General features: G+C 55.0%; 14 protein-coding genes. 1 reads left to right on the top strand and 13 read right to left on the bottom strand.

The annotated features are described in order from the left end of the window. Positions 1-238: 238 nt before the first annotated feature. A complete protein-coding gene (locus tag ACTID9_RS03550) occupies positions 239-1,219 on the top strand; it encodes an ROK family glucokinase (RefSeq protein WP_441069855.1) in 981 nt (326 codons plus the stop codon). Between the two features lie 95 nt (positions 1,220-1,314). Here ACTID9_RS03550 and ACTID9_RS03545 read toward each other — a convergent pair whose 3' ends face one another. The 13 genes from ACTID9_RS03545 to ACTID9_RS03485 all read right to left on the bottom strand — a co-directional run bounded on the left by ACTID9_RS03545 (position 1,315) and on the right by ACTID9_RS03485 (position 15,952). Then, positions 1,315-2,499, bottom strand: a complete 1,185-nt coding sequence (locus tag ACTID9_RS03545; protein ID WP_441069854.1) for an ABC transporter permease — start codon at positions 2,497-2,499, stop codon at positions 1,315-1,317. Further along, a complete protein-coding gene (locus tag ACTID9_RS03540) occupies positions 2,492-3,226 on the bottom strand; it encodes an ABC transporter ATP-binding protein (protein ID WP_441069853.1) in 735 nt (244 codons plus the stop codon). The genes ACTID9_RS03545 and ACTID9_RS03540 overlap by 8 nt, the downstream gene beginning before the upstream one ends. A 188-nt stretch (positions 3,227-3,414) precedes the next feature. Next, a complete protein-coding gene (locus ACTID9_RS03535; RefSeq protein ID WP_441069852.1) occupies positions 3,415-4,197 on the bottom strand; it encodes a sirohydrochlorin chelatase in 783 nt (260 codons plus the stop codon). Between the two features lie 750 nt (positions 4,198-4,947). Further along, positions 4,948-5,295 carry a hypothetical protein gene (locus ACTID9_RS03530; protein ID WP_441069851.1) on the bottom strand — a complete coding sequence of 116 codons (348 nt, stop codon included), beginning with the start codon at positions 5,293-5,295 and terminating at the stop codon, positions 4,948-4,950. Positions 5,296-5,319: 24 nt separating this feature from the next. Then, complete coding sequence (gene gatB / locus ACTID9_RS03525) at positions 5,320-6,756, bottom strand: Asp-tRNA(Asn)/Glu-tRNA(Gln) amidotransferase subunit GatB (RefSeq protein ID WP_441069850.1); 1,437 nt, start codon at positions 6,754-6,756, stop codon at positions 5,320-5,322. Positions 6,757-6,761: 5 nt separating this feature from the next. Continuing rightward, complete coding sequence (gatA, locus tag ACTID9_RS03520) at positions 6,762-8,234, bottom strand: Asp-tRNA(Asn)/Glu-tRNA(Gln) amidotransferase subunit GatA (RefSeq protein ID WP_441069849.1); 1,473 nt, start codon at positions 8,232-8,234, stop codon at positions 6,762-6,764. Between the two features lie 17 nt (positions 8,235-8,251). Continuing rightward, positions 8,252-8,542: an Asp-tRNA(Asn)/Glu-tRNA(Gln) amidotransferase subunit GatC gene (gene gatC, locus ACTID9_RS03515; RefSeq protein WP_122921052.1), complete on the bottom strand. Its 291-nt coding sequence runs from the start codon at positions 8,540-8,542 to the stop codon at positions 8,252-8,254. A 54-nt stretch (positions 8,543-8,596) separates the two neighbouring features. Further along, entirely contained in the window at positions 8,597-9,439 is an 843-nt protein-coding gene (asd, locus tag ACTID9_RS03510) for an archaetidylserine decarboxylase (protein WP_441069848.1), read from the bottom strand. Between the two features lie 120 nt (positions 9,440-9,559). Next, positions 9,560-10,435: an MraY family glycosyltransferase gene (locus tag ACTID9_RS03505; protein WP_441069847.1), complete on the bottom strand. Its 876-nt coding sequence runs from the start codon at positions 10,433-10,435 to the stop codon at positions 9,560-9,562. A 200-nt stretch (positions 10,436-10,635) separates the two neighbouring features. Next, positions 10,636-12,183 (bottom strand): L-glutamate gamma-semialdehyde dehydrogenase, encoded by a 1,548-nt coding sequence (gene pruA, locus ACTID9_RS03500; protein WP_441069846.1) that lies wholly within the window; start codon positions 12,181-12,183, stop codon positions 10,636-10,638. Between the two features lie 194 nt (positions 12,184-12,377). After that, positions 12,378-13,451 (bottom strand): CamS family sex pheromone protein, encoded by a 1,074-nt coding sequence (locus tag ACTID9_RS03495; protein WP_441069845.1) that lies wholly within the window; start codon positions 13,449-13,451, stop codon positions 12,378-12,380. A gap of 57 nt (positions 13,452-13,508) precedes the next feature. Further along, a complete protein-coding gene (locus ACTID9_RS03490) occupies positions 13,509-15,059 on the bottom strand; it encodes a Ppx/GppA phosphatase family protein (protein ID WP_441069844.1) in 1,551 nt (516 codons plus the stop codon). Beyond that, the gene (locus ACTID9_RS03485; RefSeq protein ID WP_441069843.1) at positions 15,050-15,952 is read right to left on the bottom strand and encodes a WD40/YVTN/BNR-like repeat-containing protein; all 903 of its coding nucleotides are present in this window, start codon (positions 15,950-15,952) and stop codon (positions 15,050-15,052) included. Before ACTID9_RS03485 ends, ACTID9_RS03490 begins: the two co-directional genes overlap by 10 nt. Positions 15,953-15,976 lie beyond the last annotated feature (24 nt).

Here is a 15,976-nt window from a genome sequence, read left to right as displayed (position 1 = left end):
CGCGTTATTCCTGCGTGATTTCCAAGGCGTGGCTTTCGGCGAGGATGTTGGTCTTTGCCCTGTGCGAAATGCAGCCATTGCAAGCATCTGTGCTTTTCCATTCGAAAATCGTCAAAAACCGTTCTTCTCCATCATATCCTGTATAACCAAATTTGGGAATCGCTATGCCTCCCGAGACATGATAAGATAGGCACATACAAAATTTTCCGAAAAATGAATAAATGGGGTGAGGCCGTTCATGGACAACCGATTCATGGCAGGAATCGATATTGGCGGAACAAGCATCAAAATGGGGCTGCTGACGCCGTCCGGCAGCATGGTGGGCAAGCTGGAGCAGCCGACTTTGGTCGAGCTGGGCGCAGACAGCGTCATCGAGCGGACAGCCGAAATGGTTGAACTTCTCCTGCAGCGTTCCGGCGTTGCCAAGCACCAGCTGGCAGGCATCGGCATCGGGGTGCCAGGCCCCATCGACGCAGACAGCGGCGTCGTTCACCGGGCGGTTAATCTTCATTGGCAGCGCACCGAACTGCGGGCCAAAATGGAGACGCTCACCGGTGTCCGCGTCTTCGTGGAAAACGACGCGAATGCGGCAGCTCTCGGCGAAATGTGGCAAGGTGCCGGAGCTGGGGCGACGAATCTGGTCATGATTACGCTCGGCACCGGCGTCGGCGGCGGCATTATTGTCAACGGTGCCATTACGCATGGCATCAATGGCGTGGCGGGCGAAATCGGTCATATCACCGTAGAGCCGACACACGGCCCGCTGTGCAACTGCGGCAAACGCGGTTGCCTGGAAAACTATGCCTCTGCCACCGGCATCATCCGTGCTGGCCGTGAAACCGCTGAAAACGGGCAAAGCCACGTGCTTGCCTCTGTCCTCCGCGAGCGCAACAAGCTGACTGCCAAAGATGTCATCGATGCGGCCAAAGCCGGAGACCCCGGTGCCACCAGCGTCATCGACCAAGCCGCCTATTACCTCGGCCTTGCCTTCTCTCATCTCATCGTCCTGCTGAACCCCGCCAAGATCGTTGTGGGCGGCGGCGTATCTGCATCCGGCCCATTTTTGTTTGACAAAATTCGTGAAGTTTGCCAACGGTTCGTTCCCTTTCCCCAAGCGTTTGCTTCCTGCGACATTCTCCCTGCCACGCTTGGCAATGACGCCGGCCTCATCGGCGCCGCCTGGCTTGTCCGTGCGCATGCCTGGCAATCCGTCACCTAACGCTGCGACCTTCCACCTTAAGCATCTTTGTGATCACGCCTGCGCCTTCCATATCGAAAGCCCGCCTGCTTTTCGTACAGGCGGACTTTTTGCGTTCAGGCGATGGCCGTTCGCTCCTTGCGAAAAAAATGGGCGGCAAAAGAAATCGCGGCGCAGACGTAAACCACAGACGAGCCGATCGCCAAGCCGGCGTGCAACGGCTCGATCTGCCCCGTGCAAACTTCCTTTACCACAGCTACACTGTTGAACAGCGGCAGCGCATACACATAGGCCGGAATATCAATCGGATTGAGCGGCATTAGAATATAGGAGGGAACCAGTGCTGCGAACACGAGCGGCGCCATAAGCGTCTGCGCTTCCTTGTTGGTCCGTGCCAGCGTGCTGATCATCAGCTGCAGCCCGGCAAACATGGCAGCCGATAACAGCACCACCATGAGCAGCAGGCTAATCGCAGCCGGACTCACTAACGCGGCCAATGTGCCGATGCCTCCATCAGCTGACTGGCCACTTGCCAGCGCGAAGCTGATGCTGGCCAGCGAAGCGAGCGCGCTGGCGGTGCCCATCAGCATGACGATCAAGAGCTTGGCGGCAAGCAGGTCGGCGGCTCGTACCGGAGCGGCCAGAAGCGTTTCCATCGTGCCGCGTTCCTTTTCCCCTGCGATCAGGTCGACAGCCGCTGCCATCCCACCGGATGCGAGTGCCATCAAAAGCACGAGCGGAATCACGGAGGCCAGCATGGTCCCTGCCTCCTGCTCTTTGCTGGCAACGCTTTGGCTTTCGATCTGTATCGGCGTCAGCCATTCGCGAGTCAGCCCTGTTTTGTGCAGACGCTGATCCATGATTTGCCCGGCATAGTGTTCGACCGCCTTGGCGATTTGCTCCTCGGCGTATTCGGATTTTTGATTGGTCGGATCATACAGCAGCTTCACGTTGAACGTGCGCTCCCGCTCGATCTGACGCGCGGCATTCGCATCGGCTTCAACCGCCACGCGGATCGTCCCATCCTTGATGGCCTGAACCGGATCGTCAGTATGGAGCTGGACTGCCCCCGGAATACTCGCCAAATGCCTGATCAGCTCGGGCGCTGTGCCAGCCGACACGGCAAACGGAATGTACGCCCGCGCCTCCTCCTCCACCTTGCTCATCGAATAGCCAATCAATAAAAAAAGCAAGGGAACGATTACGATAGGGATCAACAGCGCGCTGATCCAAGTGCGTTTGTCCCGAATCAGATCGGTCCACTCCTTTTGAAAAACCACCCCCACCATCCGCTTATTCATCACAGCCGCCTCCTTGAACCACCGGCAAAAACCAATCGACAGGATCGTCGCTGTCGTACGGCGCGCGCCACTCCTCGATGGTGCCCTGGAACCGGATGCGCCCTTTATGCATGAGGACGACGCGGTCGCAAAGCTTTTTCACCTCGCTCATGTTGTGGCTGGAGAACAGGATCGCCTTCCCCTCTTGCCGCAGCTGTGCGATCAGCTCACGGAAAACAAGCGCTCCGCTCACATCCAGCCCTGTCGTCGGCTCGTCGAGTAAGACAACGGGCGGGTCATGGACCAAAGCGCGGGCGATCGCGACCTTTTGCCGCATTCCGCGCGAAAAGCCCGCTACCCGCTTCCGCACATAGCTTTCCATCCCCAGCTTTTTGCTCGCCTGCGCGATCCGCTCCCGCAGCTGCTGCTCCGTCATTCCGTACAGCCTGCCAAAATAGGCGATGTTTTCCCACGCCGTCAAGCGTCCGTACAGCCCGACATCCCCGCCAAACAGCAAACCTACCTGCTTGCGCGCGGCAAGCGGCTCTGTTGAGGTCAGAATACCGCCGATGCGGATCTCCCCGTCGCTCGGCTGCAAAATCCCGCTGATCAGACGCATCGTCGTCGTTTTCCCCGCCCCATTTTCACCGAGCAGCCCCACCACCTCGCCCGGATTGACGGTAAACGAAAGCTGGCTGACCGCCTCCAGCGGTCCAAACCGCTTCGACGCCTCCACCACCTCGATCATGGCTTCTTCCCACACTCCTTTTGCCCTTCAACGAAAACCGCTTGGGCAACGATCGGTATTTGCTTATGTGTATGTTGGGGACAACCGTATGCTTCCATTTTTTTCAGACGCCCGCTCGCAATCGGCACAGAAAAAAGAACCGCCGCACATACGTAACACACATGCACAGCGGTTCTCTTGAATTTGCACTAAACGCTTACCCGTTCCTTCAGGAGCTTCTTCTCCTGCACCAGCTGGCGGTCGATGACATCCTGCATCCATTGCGTCACGTACGGATGCGGCAAATACGTTTGTCCGTTGTAGAGGTACTCCAGTCCTTCCAGGCGGGACGGAATCACTTTTTTTGTAAAGTATCCTTCGCTCAAAAAGAGCGGTAGCACGACGGTGCGGTTTTTGCGTGTGATCGCCCGTGCACGCTTGGACAAATTATCCGGATGAAGCGTGCCATACGTCGCGCCTTTGAAGCCCGCGCGCGTCCGCATGGATACGGCCAGCCGCTGCAGCACGCCTTCCCACTTGGCATGGTACTCCCCCTCGTCCGCTCCGTGCCCGACCAGGAGCAAGACTTCCTCGGATGGATCGATGCTCAGCTGGCGGATGCGTTCGAGCAAAATTTCCTCGATCAGCGGATGGTCGTCCATCGGCGAACAGTAAAGGATTTCTGCAGATGTCTCGATCTTTTCAAACTCTTCGTCAAGCTGTGTTTTATCGTAAACGCCCAGCAAACAGCCGATCTCATCAATATGTGTACTTCCGGAAGCGACAAAGAGCGGCACGGCAATGATCCGCTCCACGCCTTGGTTCTCCAAAGCGCGAATGCCGTCCTCGATCAGCCGACCCTCGACCATCTCCAGAAAACAGGTCTCTACCGGAACAGATACCTCCAAACGGCTTACCGCATCGTCAACGAGCTGTACCCAAGACGCGTTGCTGGAACCGTGACCAATAATCAGCACTCCGTGTTTCTTCAAGGAGAACCCCCGCTTTCTCTCATTCCTACTTAATAATCATTATAAATAGTATTATACCTCAATGGGGCGTCCATTATTTGGCGAATTTGTGGAGGTTGTGATTTTTTCTCTCATGGTCATGACCTTGGTGGAGGTTCGGGGATTTTCGGAAAAAAGTTACGCGGCGCTGTTACGATGCCTGCTGGGGGTCGGGAGTGACCGGCTCCGCGGAAAAAGGGAAACCGCGCCCCAAAGCCACACGCTGCGCGGCGGAAGTATCTCAAGGATGATATTGGACGCGAAAGACGTTTCCCTTTTTCCACTCCGCCTGGCTGGCATCGTAAAGGCGCCGCGTAACTTTTTTCCGAAAATCCCTTCGCTGCAGATGAAATGAAGGGAAAAATCTTGTATGAAAATAAAATAAAACGAAAGGAAATGAATTCCTATCAGAGAAACATCCCCACTCCTTTCTCGTCGAAACGATAAAGGAGTGATCCCGTTGCAAAGCAAAACGGTCCGATTTCTGATGCTGCTGGTATGCTCCGCTCTCCTCTGCTTTGCGGTCGGTTGCTCGGGTGGGGAAAAGCGTCCTTCCGACTTTGAAGGCTTGGTCATCGATAAGACGGAGAAAAGTATTTTGGTTGCGGAGGGCAAGGCTACTTGGCAAGTCCTAACAGAAGTGCCAACAGCACGTAAAAAAGCTGCCAGGATCGTCCTGACAGCTTTTTTCCTACTTCCGCACAAGCGGAATTTTTGTTTTGATTCACAGCTCTATGAAAGCACCGCGCCATACTTCTGCTTGAACTGCGCCAGCGAAAATCCTTCGAACAGCTTGAGAAATGCGGCCGTTTCGTTGTAATACTGGCGTCCTTCTTTGGTGTCGGGGTTCTGCTCCAAAAACAATATCGCGGCAATTCGATTGACCGGAACACCTTCCTGCTCCTGGTCATAAATTCCTTGCTCGGCCAGCGCTTTGCCGAAATAACGGCAATAGGTGACCGTCAGGCTTTTCGTCGCATCCCCCGCCTGATAGGTGACGATGGAACGGTCGAACGTGTCGGACGGCGAGCCGCCTTTGCCGGCAGGAACCTGCTCGCCTGTTACGGACAGAATGTTCATCGTTAAGCTCCCCTTCAAAACGATTTATAAGGATTCAAGCACTTCGGTCAACAACTTGTTCACCATCGGCGGGTTGGCTTTCCCTTTTGTCTGTTTCATCACTTGGCCGACCAAAAAGCCGATCGACTGCTTCTTGCCTGCCTTGTAGTCTTCAACCGACTGCGGGTTGGCGGCGATCACGTCGCTTACGATGCGCTTCAGCTCGCCTTCATCGCTGATTTGCACCAAGCCTTGCTCTTCGACAATCTTGGCTGGCTCTTTGCCGGTCTCGACCATTTCCTTGAACACGGTTTTGGCGATCTTCGTGGAGATCGTGCCTTTTTCAATCAGGTTGATCATTTCGCCCAAGCCATGCGGCGTGATTTTGACGTCTTTCAGCTCCAGGTTGTTGGCGTTCAGGTAGCCGAACAGATCGCCCATCAGCCAGTTGGCCACGCTTTTTGGATCGGCGCCGGTTTTGGTCGCCGCATCGTAGAAATCAGCGGAATCCTTGGTCAGCGTGATGACGTACGCATCGTCGCCGGACAGGCCGAATTCCTTCATGTAGCGCTCGCGGCGCGCATCCGGCAATTCCGGAATCGTCGCGCGAACCGCTTCGATCCATTCCTCGGAAATCTGCATCTTCACCAAATCCGGGTCCGGGAAGTAGCGATAGTCGTGCGCTTCCTCTTTGGAACGCATGGAAATCGTCTTCTTGCCCGCTTCATCCCAGCGTCTGGTTTCCTGCGTGATTTTGCCGCCTGCGGAAACGACCTCGATTTGGCGCGCCACTTCGTATTCCAGCCCCACTTGCACGTTGCGGAAGCTGTTCATGTTTTTCAATTCGGTTTTGGTGCCGAATTCTTTCTGCCCAACCGGACGGATGGAGACGTTGGCATCGCAGCGCAGCGAGCCTTGTTCCATGCGCACATCGGAAACCTCCGTGTACTGGATGATCGCTTTGAGCTTTTCCAAATACGCTTTCGCTTCTTCCGGCGAGCGCAAATCCGGCTCGGAGACGATCTCCACCAGCGGTACGCCGACACGGTTGAAGTCAACCAGCGAGCCGCCGCCGAAATCGGTGTGCGTCAGCTTGCCCGCATCTTCCTCCAAATGCAGACGGGTGATCCCGATGCGTTTGGTCTCGCCGTTCACCTCGATGTCGATCCAGCCGTTCATGCCGATCGGCTGATCGAATTGGGAGATTTGATACGCTTTCGGCGAATCCGGGTAAAAATAGTTTTTGCGGTCAAACTTGGTTTCGCGGGAAATTTCGCAATTCAGCGCAAGCGCTGCCTTCATCGCGAATTCTACCGCCTGCTTGTTGGTCACCGGCAATACGCCTGGATGGCCCAAGCAGATCGGGCATGTATGGGTGTTCGGCGGCGCTCCGAATTCGGTTTTGCAGCCGCAGAAAATTTTACTGTTGGTCGAAAGCTCGGCGTGGACCTCCAAGCCGATGACGGTTTCGTACTTGCTCATCTCGCTTACCCCCTCACCAGTTCCGGCTTGCGCAGATGATGGCTCGTCGCCTGTTCATAAGCATGCGCAACGCGCAAAATGGTTGCTTCATCAAACGTTTTGCCGACGATTTGCAGACCGATCGGCATTCCATTTGAAGCCAGTCCGCACGGCACGCTGATCGCCGGCAGGCCTGCGAGGTTGACGGGAACGGTACAAATGTCTTCCAGATACATTTTGACCGGATCATCGACTTTGTCCCCGATTTTGAACGCGGTCGTCGGCGTGGTCGGGTGCAAAATAACGTCAAATTGGCTGAACACTTCTTTGAAGTCGTTGATGATCAGCGTGCGCACTTGCTGCGCTTTTTTGTAATATGCATCATAGTAGCCGGACGACAGCGCGTACGTGCCGAGCATGATGCGGCGTTTTACTTCCGGTCCGAAGCCTTGGCTGCGGGATTCTTTGTACAGCTCGATCAAGTTTTCCGCATTGTCCGCTCTCACGCCGTAGCGCACGCCGTCAAAGCGCGCGAGGTTGGACGACGCCTCGGAAGAAGACAGGAGATAATACGCTGGCACCGCGTACTCGGTGTGCGGCATCGAAACTTCCGCCCAGGTAGCGCCCATGCCCTCCAACTGCTTCAATGCGGCCAGCACCGCTTCGCGCACCTCTGGATCGATGCCTTCGCCGATCAGCTCTTTCGGTACGCCGATGCGCAGTCCTTTTACATCGCCGGTCAAAGCGGACAGGTAGTCAGGCACGTCCACATTGGCGGAAGTCGAGTCGAATGGATCGTGACCCGCGATCGCTTGCAGCACATACGCGGAATCCTCGACGTTTTTGGTGATCGGCCCGATTTGGTCTAAGGAGGACGCGAATGCGACCAGACCGAAGCGGGAGACGCGACCGTACGTTGGCTTCAAGCCGACGACGCCGCAAAATGCTGCTGGTTGGCGGATCGATCCGCCTGTATCGGAGCCCAGCGTAAAGAAGAACTGGCGCGCAGCCATCGCTGCCGCAGAACCGCCGCTGGAGCCGCCCGGAACATACTCGGTGTTCCACGGGTTTTTCGCCGGATAGAAGCCGGAGTTTTCGTTGGAGCCGCCCATGGCGAATTCGTCCATGTTCAGCTTGGACACGATCACCGCATCAGCCGCTTTCAGCTTTTTGCTGACCGTCCCATCATAAATCGGATCGTAGTTGGCCAAAAATTTGCTCGCACATGTGGTGCGCAAACCTTCCGTGACGATATTGTCCTTCACGCCCGCTGGCAAACCAAACAAAAGCCCCAGCTCCTCGCCCGGCTTTGCCAGGCGCTCGTCCAGCGCTTTCGCCTGCTTGCGCGCATATTCCTCATCGACGGAAATCGTCGCTTTGATCTCGCCATCCGTTTCGCTGATCTGCTTCAACGACGCTTCCACCAGATCGCTTACGGAAATGGTTTTGCTGCGCAGATCGCTATGTATTTCTGACAATCGCTTATCAAACAAAGACACGCTCATATCCTCCTTCCTTATTCAAACACAGCCGGCACTTTAAACTGGCCTTCATCTTGCTCTGGCGCATTTTTAAGCGCCGTCTCCGGTGAAACGGAAGGACGGTTCACATCTTCACGCATCACATTTTTCACATCGGTCGCATGGCTGGTCGCCTCTACGTTTGATGTGTCCAGTTCGTTCAATTTTGCCGCAAAATCCAAAATGGCGTTCAAATCTTTCGTGTAACGCTCCGCCTCTTCCTCTGTCAGCTGCAGGCGCGCCAGATTGGCTACATGCTCCACTTGCTCACGCGTAATCGCGCTCATTTCTCTCCACCTCCGAAACTTGCCACATATCCTTGATGATACCTGAATCTCTTCTTACTCGTCAATTTGGCCCAGCTGCTGCCCCATCTGCAGGACGCTGCCTTCGCGCAGGCCGGGAACCCAGTCCATGCGCCCTTTTTCAAACAGCAAGATGACCGTGGAGCCGAACTCGAACCAGCCCAGCTCCTGCCCTTTGGCAAGGTGCGGGTGTCCGGCGATTTGTTCATTGTGAACGCGCCCATGCTTCACATTGGTCGTCGCCCGATTATATGTTACTTTAACGCTTCCCACAAACAAAGCGCCTACCTTGACGACGGCCACACAGCCAGCTTCCTCGCTTTTCACGAACGTGATCAGACGTTCATTGCGGGCAAACAGGCTGTCCACTTGCTGCACCCCGATGTCATTGACCGGATACAGCCTTCCTGGCAAATACGTATATTGCTCAAGCGTGCCGTCAACCGGCATATGGATGCGGTGATAGTCGCGCGGACTCAAATAGATCGTGATGAACTTGCCGCCATAAAAACGGCGCGCCAGCTCCTCATGATCGCCCAAAAGCTCGGCAACGCTATACTCTTTCCCCTTGGCTTGTATCAAAGTCCCGTGCTTGATGTCGCCAAGCTGCGACACTTTGCCGTCCACCGGACTGACAATCGCTCCCGGGGCCGTCGCGACCGGACGAGCCGCTGGCTTGAGCCGGCGCGCAAAAAACTCCTTCAACGTCCGATACTCGCCGACAGGCTTTTCCACTACATCGAGATCGATCTTGTAGTGATGGACATACCGGCGGATCGCCAGACGGCTGAAGCGGGAAGCAGTGATTTTGCCCATCGTCCTCGACATCGCGTTTTGAGGCAGGCGATGAATGATCTTTCCAAGCAAACCTTTACGCATCTTGTAACTCCTTATCGTAGAACTCCGGGTTTATTTCCAGTGTATACATATCCCTTACTCTATCACTATCCACGAAGCGGAGCAATTCAGACATGCAAAAAACAGCTGGGGAAAGCCACTTTATAAAAACAAAAACAGGCATACCGATGTCAGGGAAAACAGGAAGCTGACCACATACAGCACAACGACCGTTTGACGCGTCGTCAGCCCTTTTGACAGCAAGCGGTGGTGAACGTGGCGGCGATCTGCCTTGTAGACGGGCAGGCCCGCTCGCAGCCTGCTGACCATGACCTGCAGCGTATCGACGACGGGCAGCCCGAGCGCCAGCACCGTCACGGTGAGCGAGACCAGCGTCGCTCCTTTCATCGCGCCTTCCAGGCCAAGCAAGGCGAGCGTATAGCCGAGAAAGGCCGAGCCCGCATCGCCCATGAACAGCTGTGCCGGATGAAAATTAAAGCGCAAAAACGCCAGCGTCGCGCCTGCCAAAATCGCTGCCATCAGCGCCGTCTGGCTTTGTCCGGTCAGCCAGGCGATGAAAAACAGCGTGGTCGCCGAGATCGTCGTCACCCCGCCAGCCAATCCATCCGCTCCGTCGAGGAAATTCATCATGTTGGTCAATCCCAAAATCCACAGGGTCGTCGCCACGAATGAAAGCCACAGTGGAAACAAGACCATTTGCCCTTCATCCCCGCCGAACCAGCCAAGGCTGATTCCACGAAAGCGAATGTCCAGCACGAACGCGAGAATCGCGGCACAGCCTTGCACGATCAGCCGCGGCGACACCGGAAATTCGCGGCGCTGGGCTTTGAACCAATCATCCACCGCTCCCACGCCGACCAAGAGTGAGCCTCCGCCGAGGACAGCCGCGACGAGCGGGTCCCACTCGGCATACAGCAACGCGACGATCACCACCCCGCCGAACATCGCAATTCCCCCGGAGAGCGGCATCGGCTTCACATGCGCCTTGCGCCCGACCGGCATGTCGATCAGTTGCAACCGCCACGCCATGCGTACAGAAAGCGGAATCAGAAGATACACAAGGAAAAATGCAGACAAACACACGACGAGGTACGTAATGAGAACCGTAGCCTTCCACCTGCCTTTTGCACCTGCTCTTTTCCTTAGTGTGGGTGAAAAGAAAAGAAGCCATCCCCCGCTTGCGCGGAAAAGATGGCTTCGGCTTGAAAAAATGCGGCTTACAGCAATTCGGAAACAGATTTCGCTTGCGTGAACAGCAAGAGGTAGTCTGGTCCGCCTGCTTTAGAATCCGTACCGGACATGTTGAAGCCGCCGAACGGATGCACGCCAACCAGTGCGCCTGTGCACTTGCGGTTGAAGTAGAGGTTACCAACGTGGAACTCGGAGCGTGCTTTTTCCAGATGAGCGCGGTTGCGGCTGAATACGGAGCCAGTCAAACCGTACTCGGTGTTGTTGCCGATTTCCAATGCATGGTCGAAATCTTTTGCTTTGGTGAAACCAACAACCGGTCCAAAGATTTCTTCTTGCATCAGGCGAGCTTCAGGATCAAGGTCAGCGATAACGGTTGGCTTGATGAAGTATCCGCCTTCCGGACCTTTCTCGCCGCCAGCCATCAGCTTGCCTTCTTGTTTGCCGATCTCGATATATTCCAGGATTTTGTTGTATGCTTTGTCGTCAACAACAGGACCTGTGTAGAATTCCGGATTCACCACATCGCCTACAGTCAGCGCTTTGGTCAGCTCGGTTACGCGGTTGAGCACTTGGTCGTAAACGTCTTGATGCACGATTGCACGGGAGCAAGCGGAGCATTTTTGACCGGAGAAACCGAATGCGGAAGCCACGATCGCTTGGGCAGCCGCTTCCAGATCGCAGTCGTTGTCAACGATGATGGAGTCTTTACCGCCCATTTCAGCTACGAGGCGCTTGATCCATTTTTGGCCTTTGCGAGGTTTCGCAGCCAGTTCGTTGATGCGCAGACCTACGTCGCGGGAACCGGTAAAGCTGATGAAGCGAGTCAACGGATGCTCAACCAGGTAATCCCCGATTTCTCCGCCGCTGCCTGGAACAAAGTTCACGACACCAGCAGGTACGCCTGCGTCTTCCAGGATTTCCATGAATTTCGCAGCGATGATTGGCGTGGTGGAAGCTGGTTTCAGAACGACAGTGTTACCGCAAACCAATGCTGCAGTCGTCATACCAGCCATGATCGCCAGCGGGAAGTTCCAAGGCGGGATCACGATGCCTACGCCCAACGGGATGTAGTACAATTCGTTGTCTTCGCCCGGAATGCGAGTCAATGGGTGGCGTTGCGCCAATTTGTCCATTTGATGCGCATAGTATTCCATGAAGTCGATCGCTTCTGCTGTGTCAGCGTCAGCTTCCGGCCAGCTTTTACCTGCTTCTTTTACGAGCCAGGCGGAGAACTCATGCTTGCGGCGGCGCAGGATTGCAGCAGCTTTGAACAGGTAGCGGGAACGAGCTTGCGGCTCTACTTTTCTCCAGCTGTCAAACGTCTCATATGCGACCTGGATTGCTTTTTCAGCAAGCGCCTGGTCTGCTTGGGAAACAACACCTACAACTTGCGCAGTGTTGGATGGGTTGATGGATTTGGATTTTTTGTCGGTTTTGATGCGCTCGCCACCGATGATCAGGTCGTACTCGCGACCCATTTCGCTTTCCACTTTGTCTAACGCTTTTTGGAACGCTTCTTTATTCTCAGGCAGTCGAAAATTGGTAAACGGTTCGTTTTTGAACTCAAGTTGCACTTGTTGTTCGCCTCCTCAATTCTTTCGTAATGCACGCTTGCCAAAATACTAATGCAAGGATCATACCAACTATTTCGCAGCCATAGTGTATGCTATTGTGCCCGATTCAAAACCAAGGAAGACTGTATGTACAAGTGACACTTGTGTATAAGCGTGTGCAAAATGTAAGCACATGTGTGCAAAATGATTTTGCTTTACTTGCGGTAAATGTGCATATAGGGTTTGCCCTCTGCCGGGCGAACATAGATGGCCAACGGCTGGTTCATCGACTGCACATACAAGTTCACATGTACATTTTTATCAAACAATTGATCGATCAGGCCGCCGGCATATTGGGTGAATTGGAGCACGACCGTACGGGAATCGTACTCGGCGGTCGCCGTGATCGTCAGCTCGTTCAATTCACCGCCGCTGAACCGCCCAAGTCCGGTCAGGCCGATGTATTCGCCGATATACGACTGAATGCTTTTGCGCAGCTTGTCGTATTGCAGCGACACTTGCGGCTGCGCTTTTTCCGCGGCATCGCTCGGAAACAGGAAATACTCCTCATTGATCGGCACCCATTTGGACACGGAGCTATCCGTCGCCCCGACTGTGCCCGACATGATGAAATGGCCAGGAACCAGCGATGAGTTTTTCTCCGGCACTTGGAACAAGGCCACCACCATCGGAATGTTGGGGTTATCCGCTCTCACCTTGGGCAAAATTTGCGCGGCCAGCTGCTGCCCTTTTGTCCGCAGCTCCTCGCTGCTGTAGGACTTCTCGGCACCGGATGTGTCCTGGTAAAGCGGCGACAGCGAGATGCCGAGCACAATGCCTGCGAGCTTGCGCGTGTCCTTTTCCAAATAGTCGTGCTCCAAAATATGCACCAACGTGCGCGGCCCTTTTTCAGGGTTCAGCGCTTCCGGATTTTGTTTTTTGCGCGAAATCCACGCATTGACCTGCTCGCGCTTCAGCTGCTGCCCTTCCTGAAACAAGTATTTGTCAGGCGCAAACGTTTCGCGGGCGATCTCGGTCAACCCCAGCTCCAGATGGCTGAAATCGATCCGATACCCATAGTTCGCCAGCATGCCGCGCGTCTGATTGGGCGAAAAAGGCGCGACGCTCGCATAATAATCTTCTGACGCCGCCACGATCGGCGAAATGGAGGGCTGCGCCGGTTGTGGCGTCTCATTTGTTTTTCCTGGCAAAAAAGAGCAAGCCGTACCCGTCAGCGTCAAAAGTAATACGGCGCCTAATGCCGCGGCCTGCTTCCATGCAGCATGCATGATGCAAAACTCCTTTTTTCCATACTTGGCGTTGTGCAGCAAAACGCGTGTTGAAGCCTACTGCCTTCGATCCGTCGTCAATTTGGTCTTCAGGCTGTATTCGCAGCCGAATGCCTTCACGAATTTTTGCTGCAGCTCGCCGGCTTCCTTCAATTCAAGACGAATATCCGGATCGACGCTGTACACGACGATCTTGACCTTGCCTTCCTTCTGTTCGCAGCTCACATCCTGAATATGGCTGGACAGCGAGCGGTCCATCGCCCGCGCCATCATCAAAATGACGCTCAGCTTGGCAATTACGTCTTCATCCTCGGGACGGAGCAGCTGCTGGTAGGGCACAGTCATTTCCCGCACTTTCTTTTTGCTCCGGTGGGCGGCGACCAATGCCACCATCAACCGTTCCCGATGCGTCAGTCCGACGATTTTGGTATGTAGCAGCACATAGAACGTATGCTTTTGCCATTCGTAAAAGCTGACCGCTACGCCGACATTGTGCAGGTGTGCCGCGATTCGCAGCAGGAGCCGCTCCCGCTCACCGAGGCCGTGGATCGCCGCCAGCTCATCGAACAGCCGGACGCTGAGATGCGCCACGTGTTTCGCATGCTCGATCTGTACGCCGTAATAGCGCATCGTGTTTTGCACGTCCAGCTCCAGTGGATCGCCGAATGCTTCCGATCCATGAACCTGGTAGTAATGCTCGAAAAACAGCCCTTCGCGCAAACCGTTGCCGCTGATGATCAATTCGGGAGCACCGCTCACTTCCATCAGCGTCTGAATGATCAAACCGCCAGCCACGATGATGTCCGCCCTGTCTTTGGACAACCCTGGCAGCGCCTGCAGCTCTTTTACGGAAAGCTGAGCGATGAACGCCATCGTCTCATCCACCTGCGCTTTTGTCATCACATATTGATGGGCGCTTTCAAGCGGGTACTGAATCAATTCGCGGTGGATGCGGGCAATGTTGCGCACGGTTCCGCCCAAGCCGATCAACGGAACGCCTGTCTTGTCGCCGATCCATTCATTGGACGAAATCGCCCCATATAAATACTGACGTATATCTGCAAGCAAAAGTTTCCCTTCTCCTGCAGGAGCCGGGTCGCGGAACTGTTCGGTGAGCGTCAATGCCCCGAATGGCATGCTGACGGTGTTCGCCAATTGCCGCTCCGCAAAATAAGTGACCTCGCTGCTGCCTCCGCCGATATCCAGCGTGAAGCCCGCGGGTTGCGTCAGCCCGTTGATGACGCCGAGAAACCCGTAATAGCCTTCTTCATGGCCGCTCAGCACGCGAAACGCAAGCTGTGTCTCCTGTTTCACACGTTCAAGGTACTCAGCCTGGTTTTTCGCCTGCCGGACAGCAGCCGTGGCCACCGGAATGATCGTGTCCACGCTGCGCGAACGGCAAATTTTCATGAAACGGGCCAGAGCAGATAATGCCCGCTCCATCGCCGCAGGTTTAATCGTCTGCTCTGGCCCCATATTTTCGCTCAGTCTCACAGTCTCTTTCGTGTCGTCAATCAAATGGTACGTCAGCTCGTTCATTTGAAAGATTACCATGCGGATCGTGTTGGACCCCATGTCAATGACCGCTACTTTTTGATTTACTCCCATTTTTTCCATCCCTCTTGCTGCAAGACATAGAGAAGTGCCGATTCGCCTACCCCAATCAAGGAGTTTTTATCAGAGCCCGCAGCGATCACAACCAGTCTTTCCGGGGCATTGGCAGCCATCAGTTTCCATGCGCCGTTCCGTTTCTGGAAGATGCCCTCGGAAGTTGACGCATACAGGTCACCTTTCGTATTGTCAGCTGCTACCGAGTACACCTGTGAAGCACCGGGCAAATCTTCCTTCACCCAGTTGGTCCCGTCGTTCACCAGCACGCCATCCTGCGTCACGACGTACAGATGTCCATCCGCCGCGTTGTATTCCATCGAATTGACGGGCTGCTCAAGCGCCATGTATTTTTTCCAGTGCAAGCCGCCATCCACCGAACGGAAGACGCCTTCTGTCGCAACGAGTGCATACATCACGCGCTGCTTCTCTTCCATCGCTTCGACTACGCTGCGGATATCCGGAGAAGCGGGGAGGCCGTCGCCAACCTGCTCCCAGCTTTTCCCGCCATCGGTCGAACGGAACGAGACACTTTCGCCAGCGACAAAAACCTCGTTCGGATTATTGGCGTTGACGACCCATCCGGCAATATCCTCTCCACCCAAATCAGACGAAAGCAGTGCCCATGTTTTGTTCTGTGCCGAGACATACAGACCGCGATGCGTCCCCACCCAAATCTGGCCGGCTTGTCCCGGCATCCCGACAGCATGAACCAGTTCGCCTTTTTGGAGGACATCCTGATAGGTCATGTCCCCTTGAATATGTGCTGCCACTACCGGTAGCTGCTGATTTTTTCGTGGTTGCACCGTCGCTTGACCGTCATCTTGACAGCCGGTAACGAACCATGTCGCCAAAAGCATTCCGATGCCCCAGGCTTTCATCGCACACTTCATGGTTTTCACATCCTAATTAGTTGG

Origin of the sequence: Brevibacillus fluminis (assembly GCF_052072235.1) — a bacterium.
Lineage (GTDB): Bacteria > Bacillota > Bacilli > Brevibacillales > Brevibacillaceae > Brevibacillus_D > Brevibacillus_D fluminis_A.
This window is presented reverse-complemented; position numbering and strand designations above follow the sequence as displayed.

Excerpts from the sequence above, each read along its gene's own strand:
- ACTID9_RS03485 (WP_441069843.1), bottom strand. The coding sequence starts at position 15,952 with ATGAAGTGTGCGATGAAAGCCTGGGGCATCGGAATGCTTTTGGCGACA.
- asd (WP_441069848.1), bottom strand. The coding sequence starts at position 9,439 with ATGCGTAAAGGTTTGCTTGGAAAGATCATTCATCGCCTGCCTCAAAAC.
- ACTID9_RS03545 (WP_441069854.1), bottom strand. The coding sequence starts at position 2,499 with ATGAATAAGCGGATGGTGGGGGTGGTTTTTCAAAAGGAGTGGACCGAT.
- ACTID9_RS03530 (WP_441069851.1), bottom strand. The coding sequence starts at position 5,295 with ATGAACATTCTGTCCGTAACAGGCGAGCAGGTTCCTGCCGGCAAAGGC.
- ACTID9_RS03490 (WP_441069844.1), bottom strand. The coding sequence starts at position 15,059 with ATGGGAGTAAATCAAAAAGTAGCGGTCATTGACATGGGGTCCAACACG.
- gatB (WP_441069850.1), bottom strand. The coding sequence starts at position 6,756 with ATGAGCAAGTACGAAACCGTCATCGGCTTGGAGGTCCACGCCGAGCTT.
- gatC (WP_122921052.1), bottom strand. The coding sequence starts at position 8,542 with ATGAGCGCGATTACGCGTGAGCAAGTGGAGCATGTAGCCAATCTGGCG.
- ACTID9_RS03540 (WP_441069853.1), bottom strand. The coding sequence starts at position 3,226 with ATGATCGAGGTGGTGGAGGCGTCGAAGCGGTTTGGACCGCTGGAGGCG.
- ACTID9_RS03495 (WP_441069845.1), bottom strand. The coding sequence starts at position 13,451 with ATGCATGCTGCATGGAAGCAGGCCGCGGCATTAGGCGCCGTATTACTT.
- ACTID9_RS03550 (WP_441069855.1), top strand. The coding sequence starts at position 239 with ATGGACAACCGATTCATGGCAGGAATCGATATTGGCGGAACAAGCATC.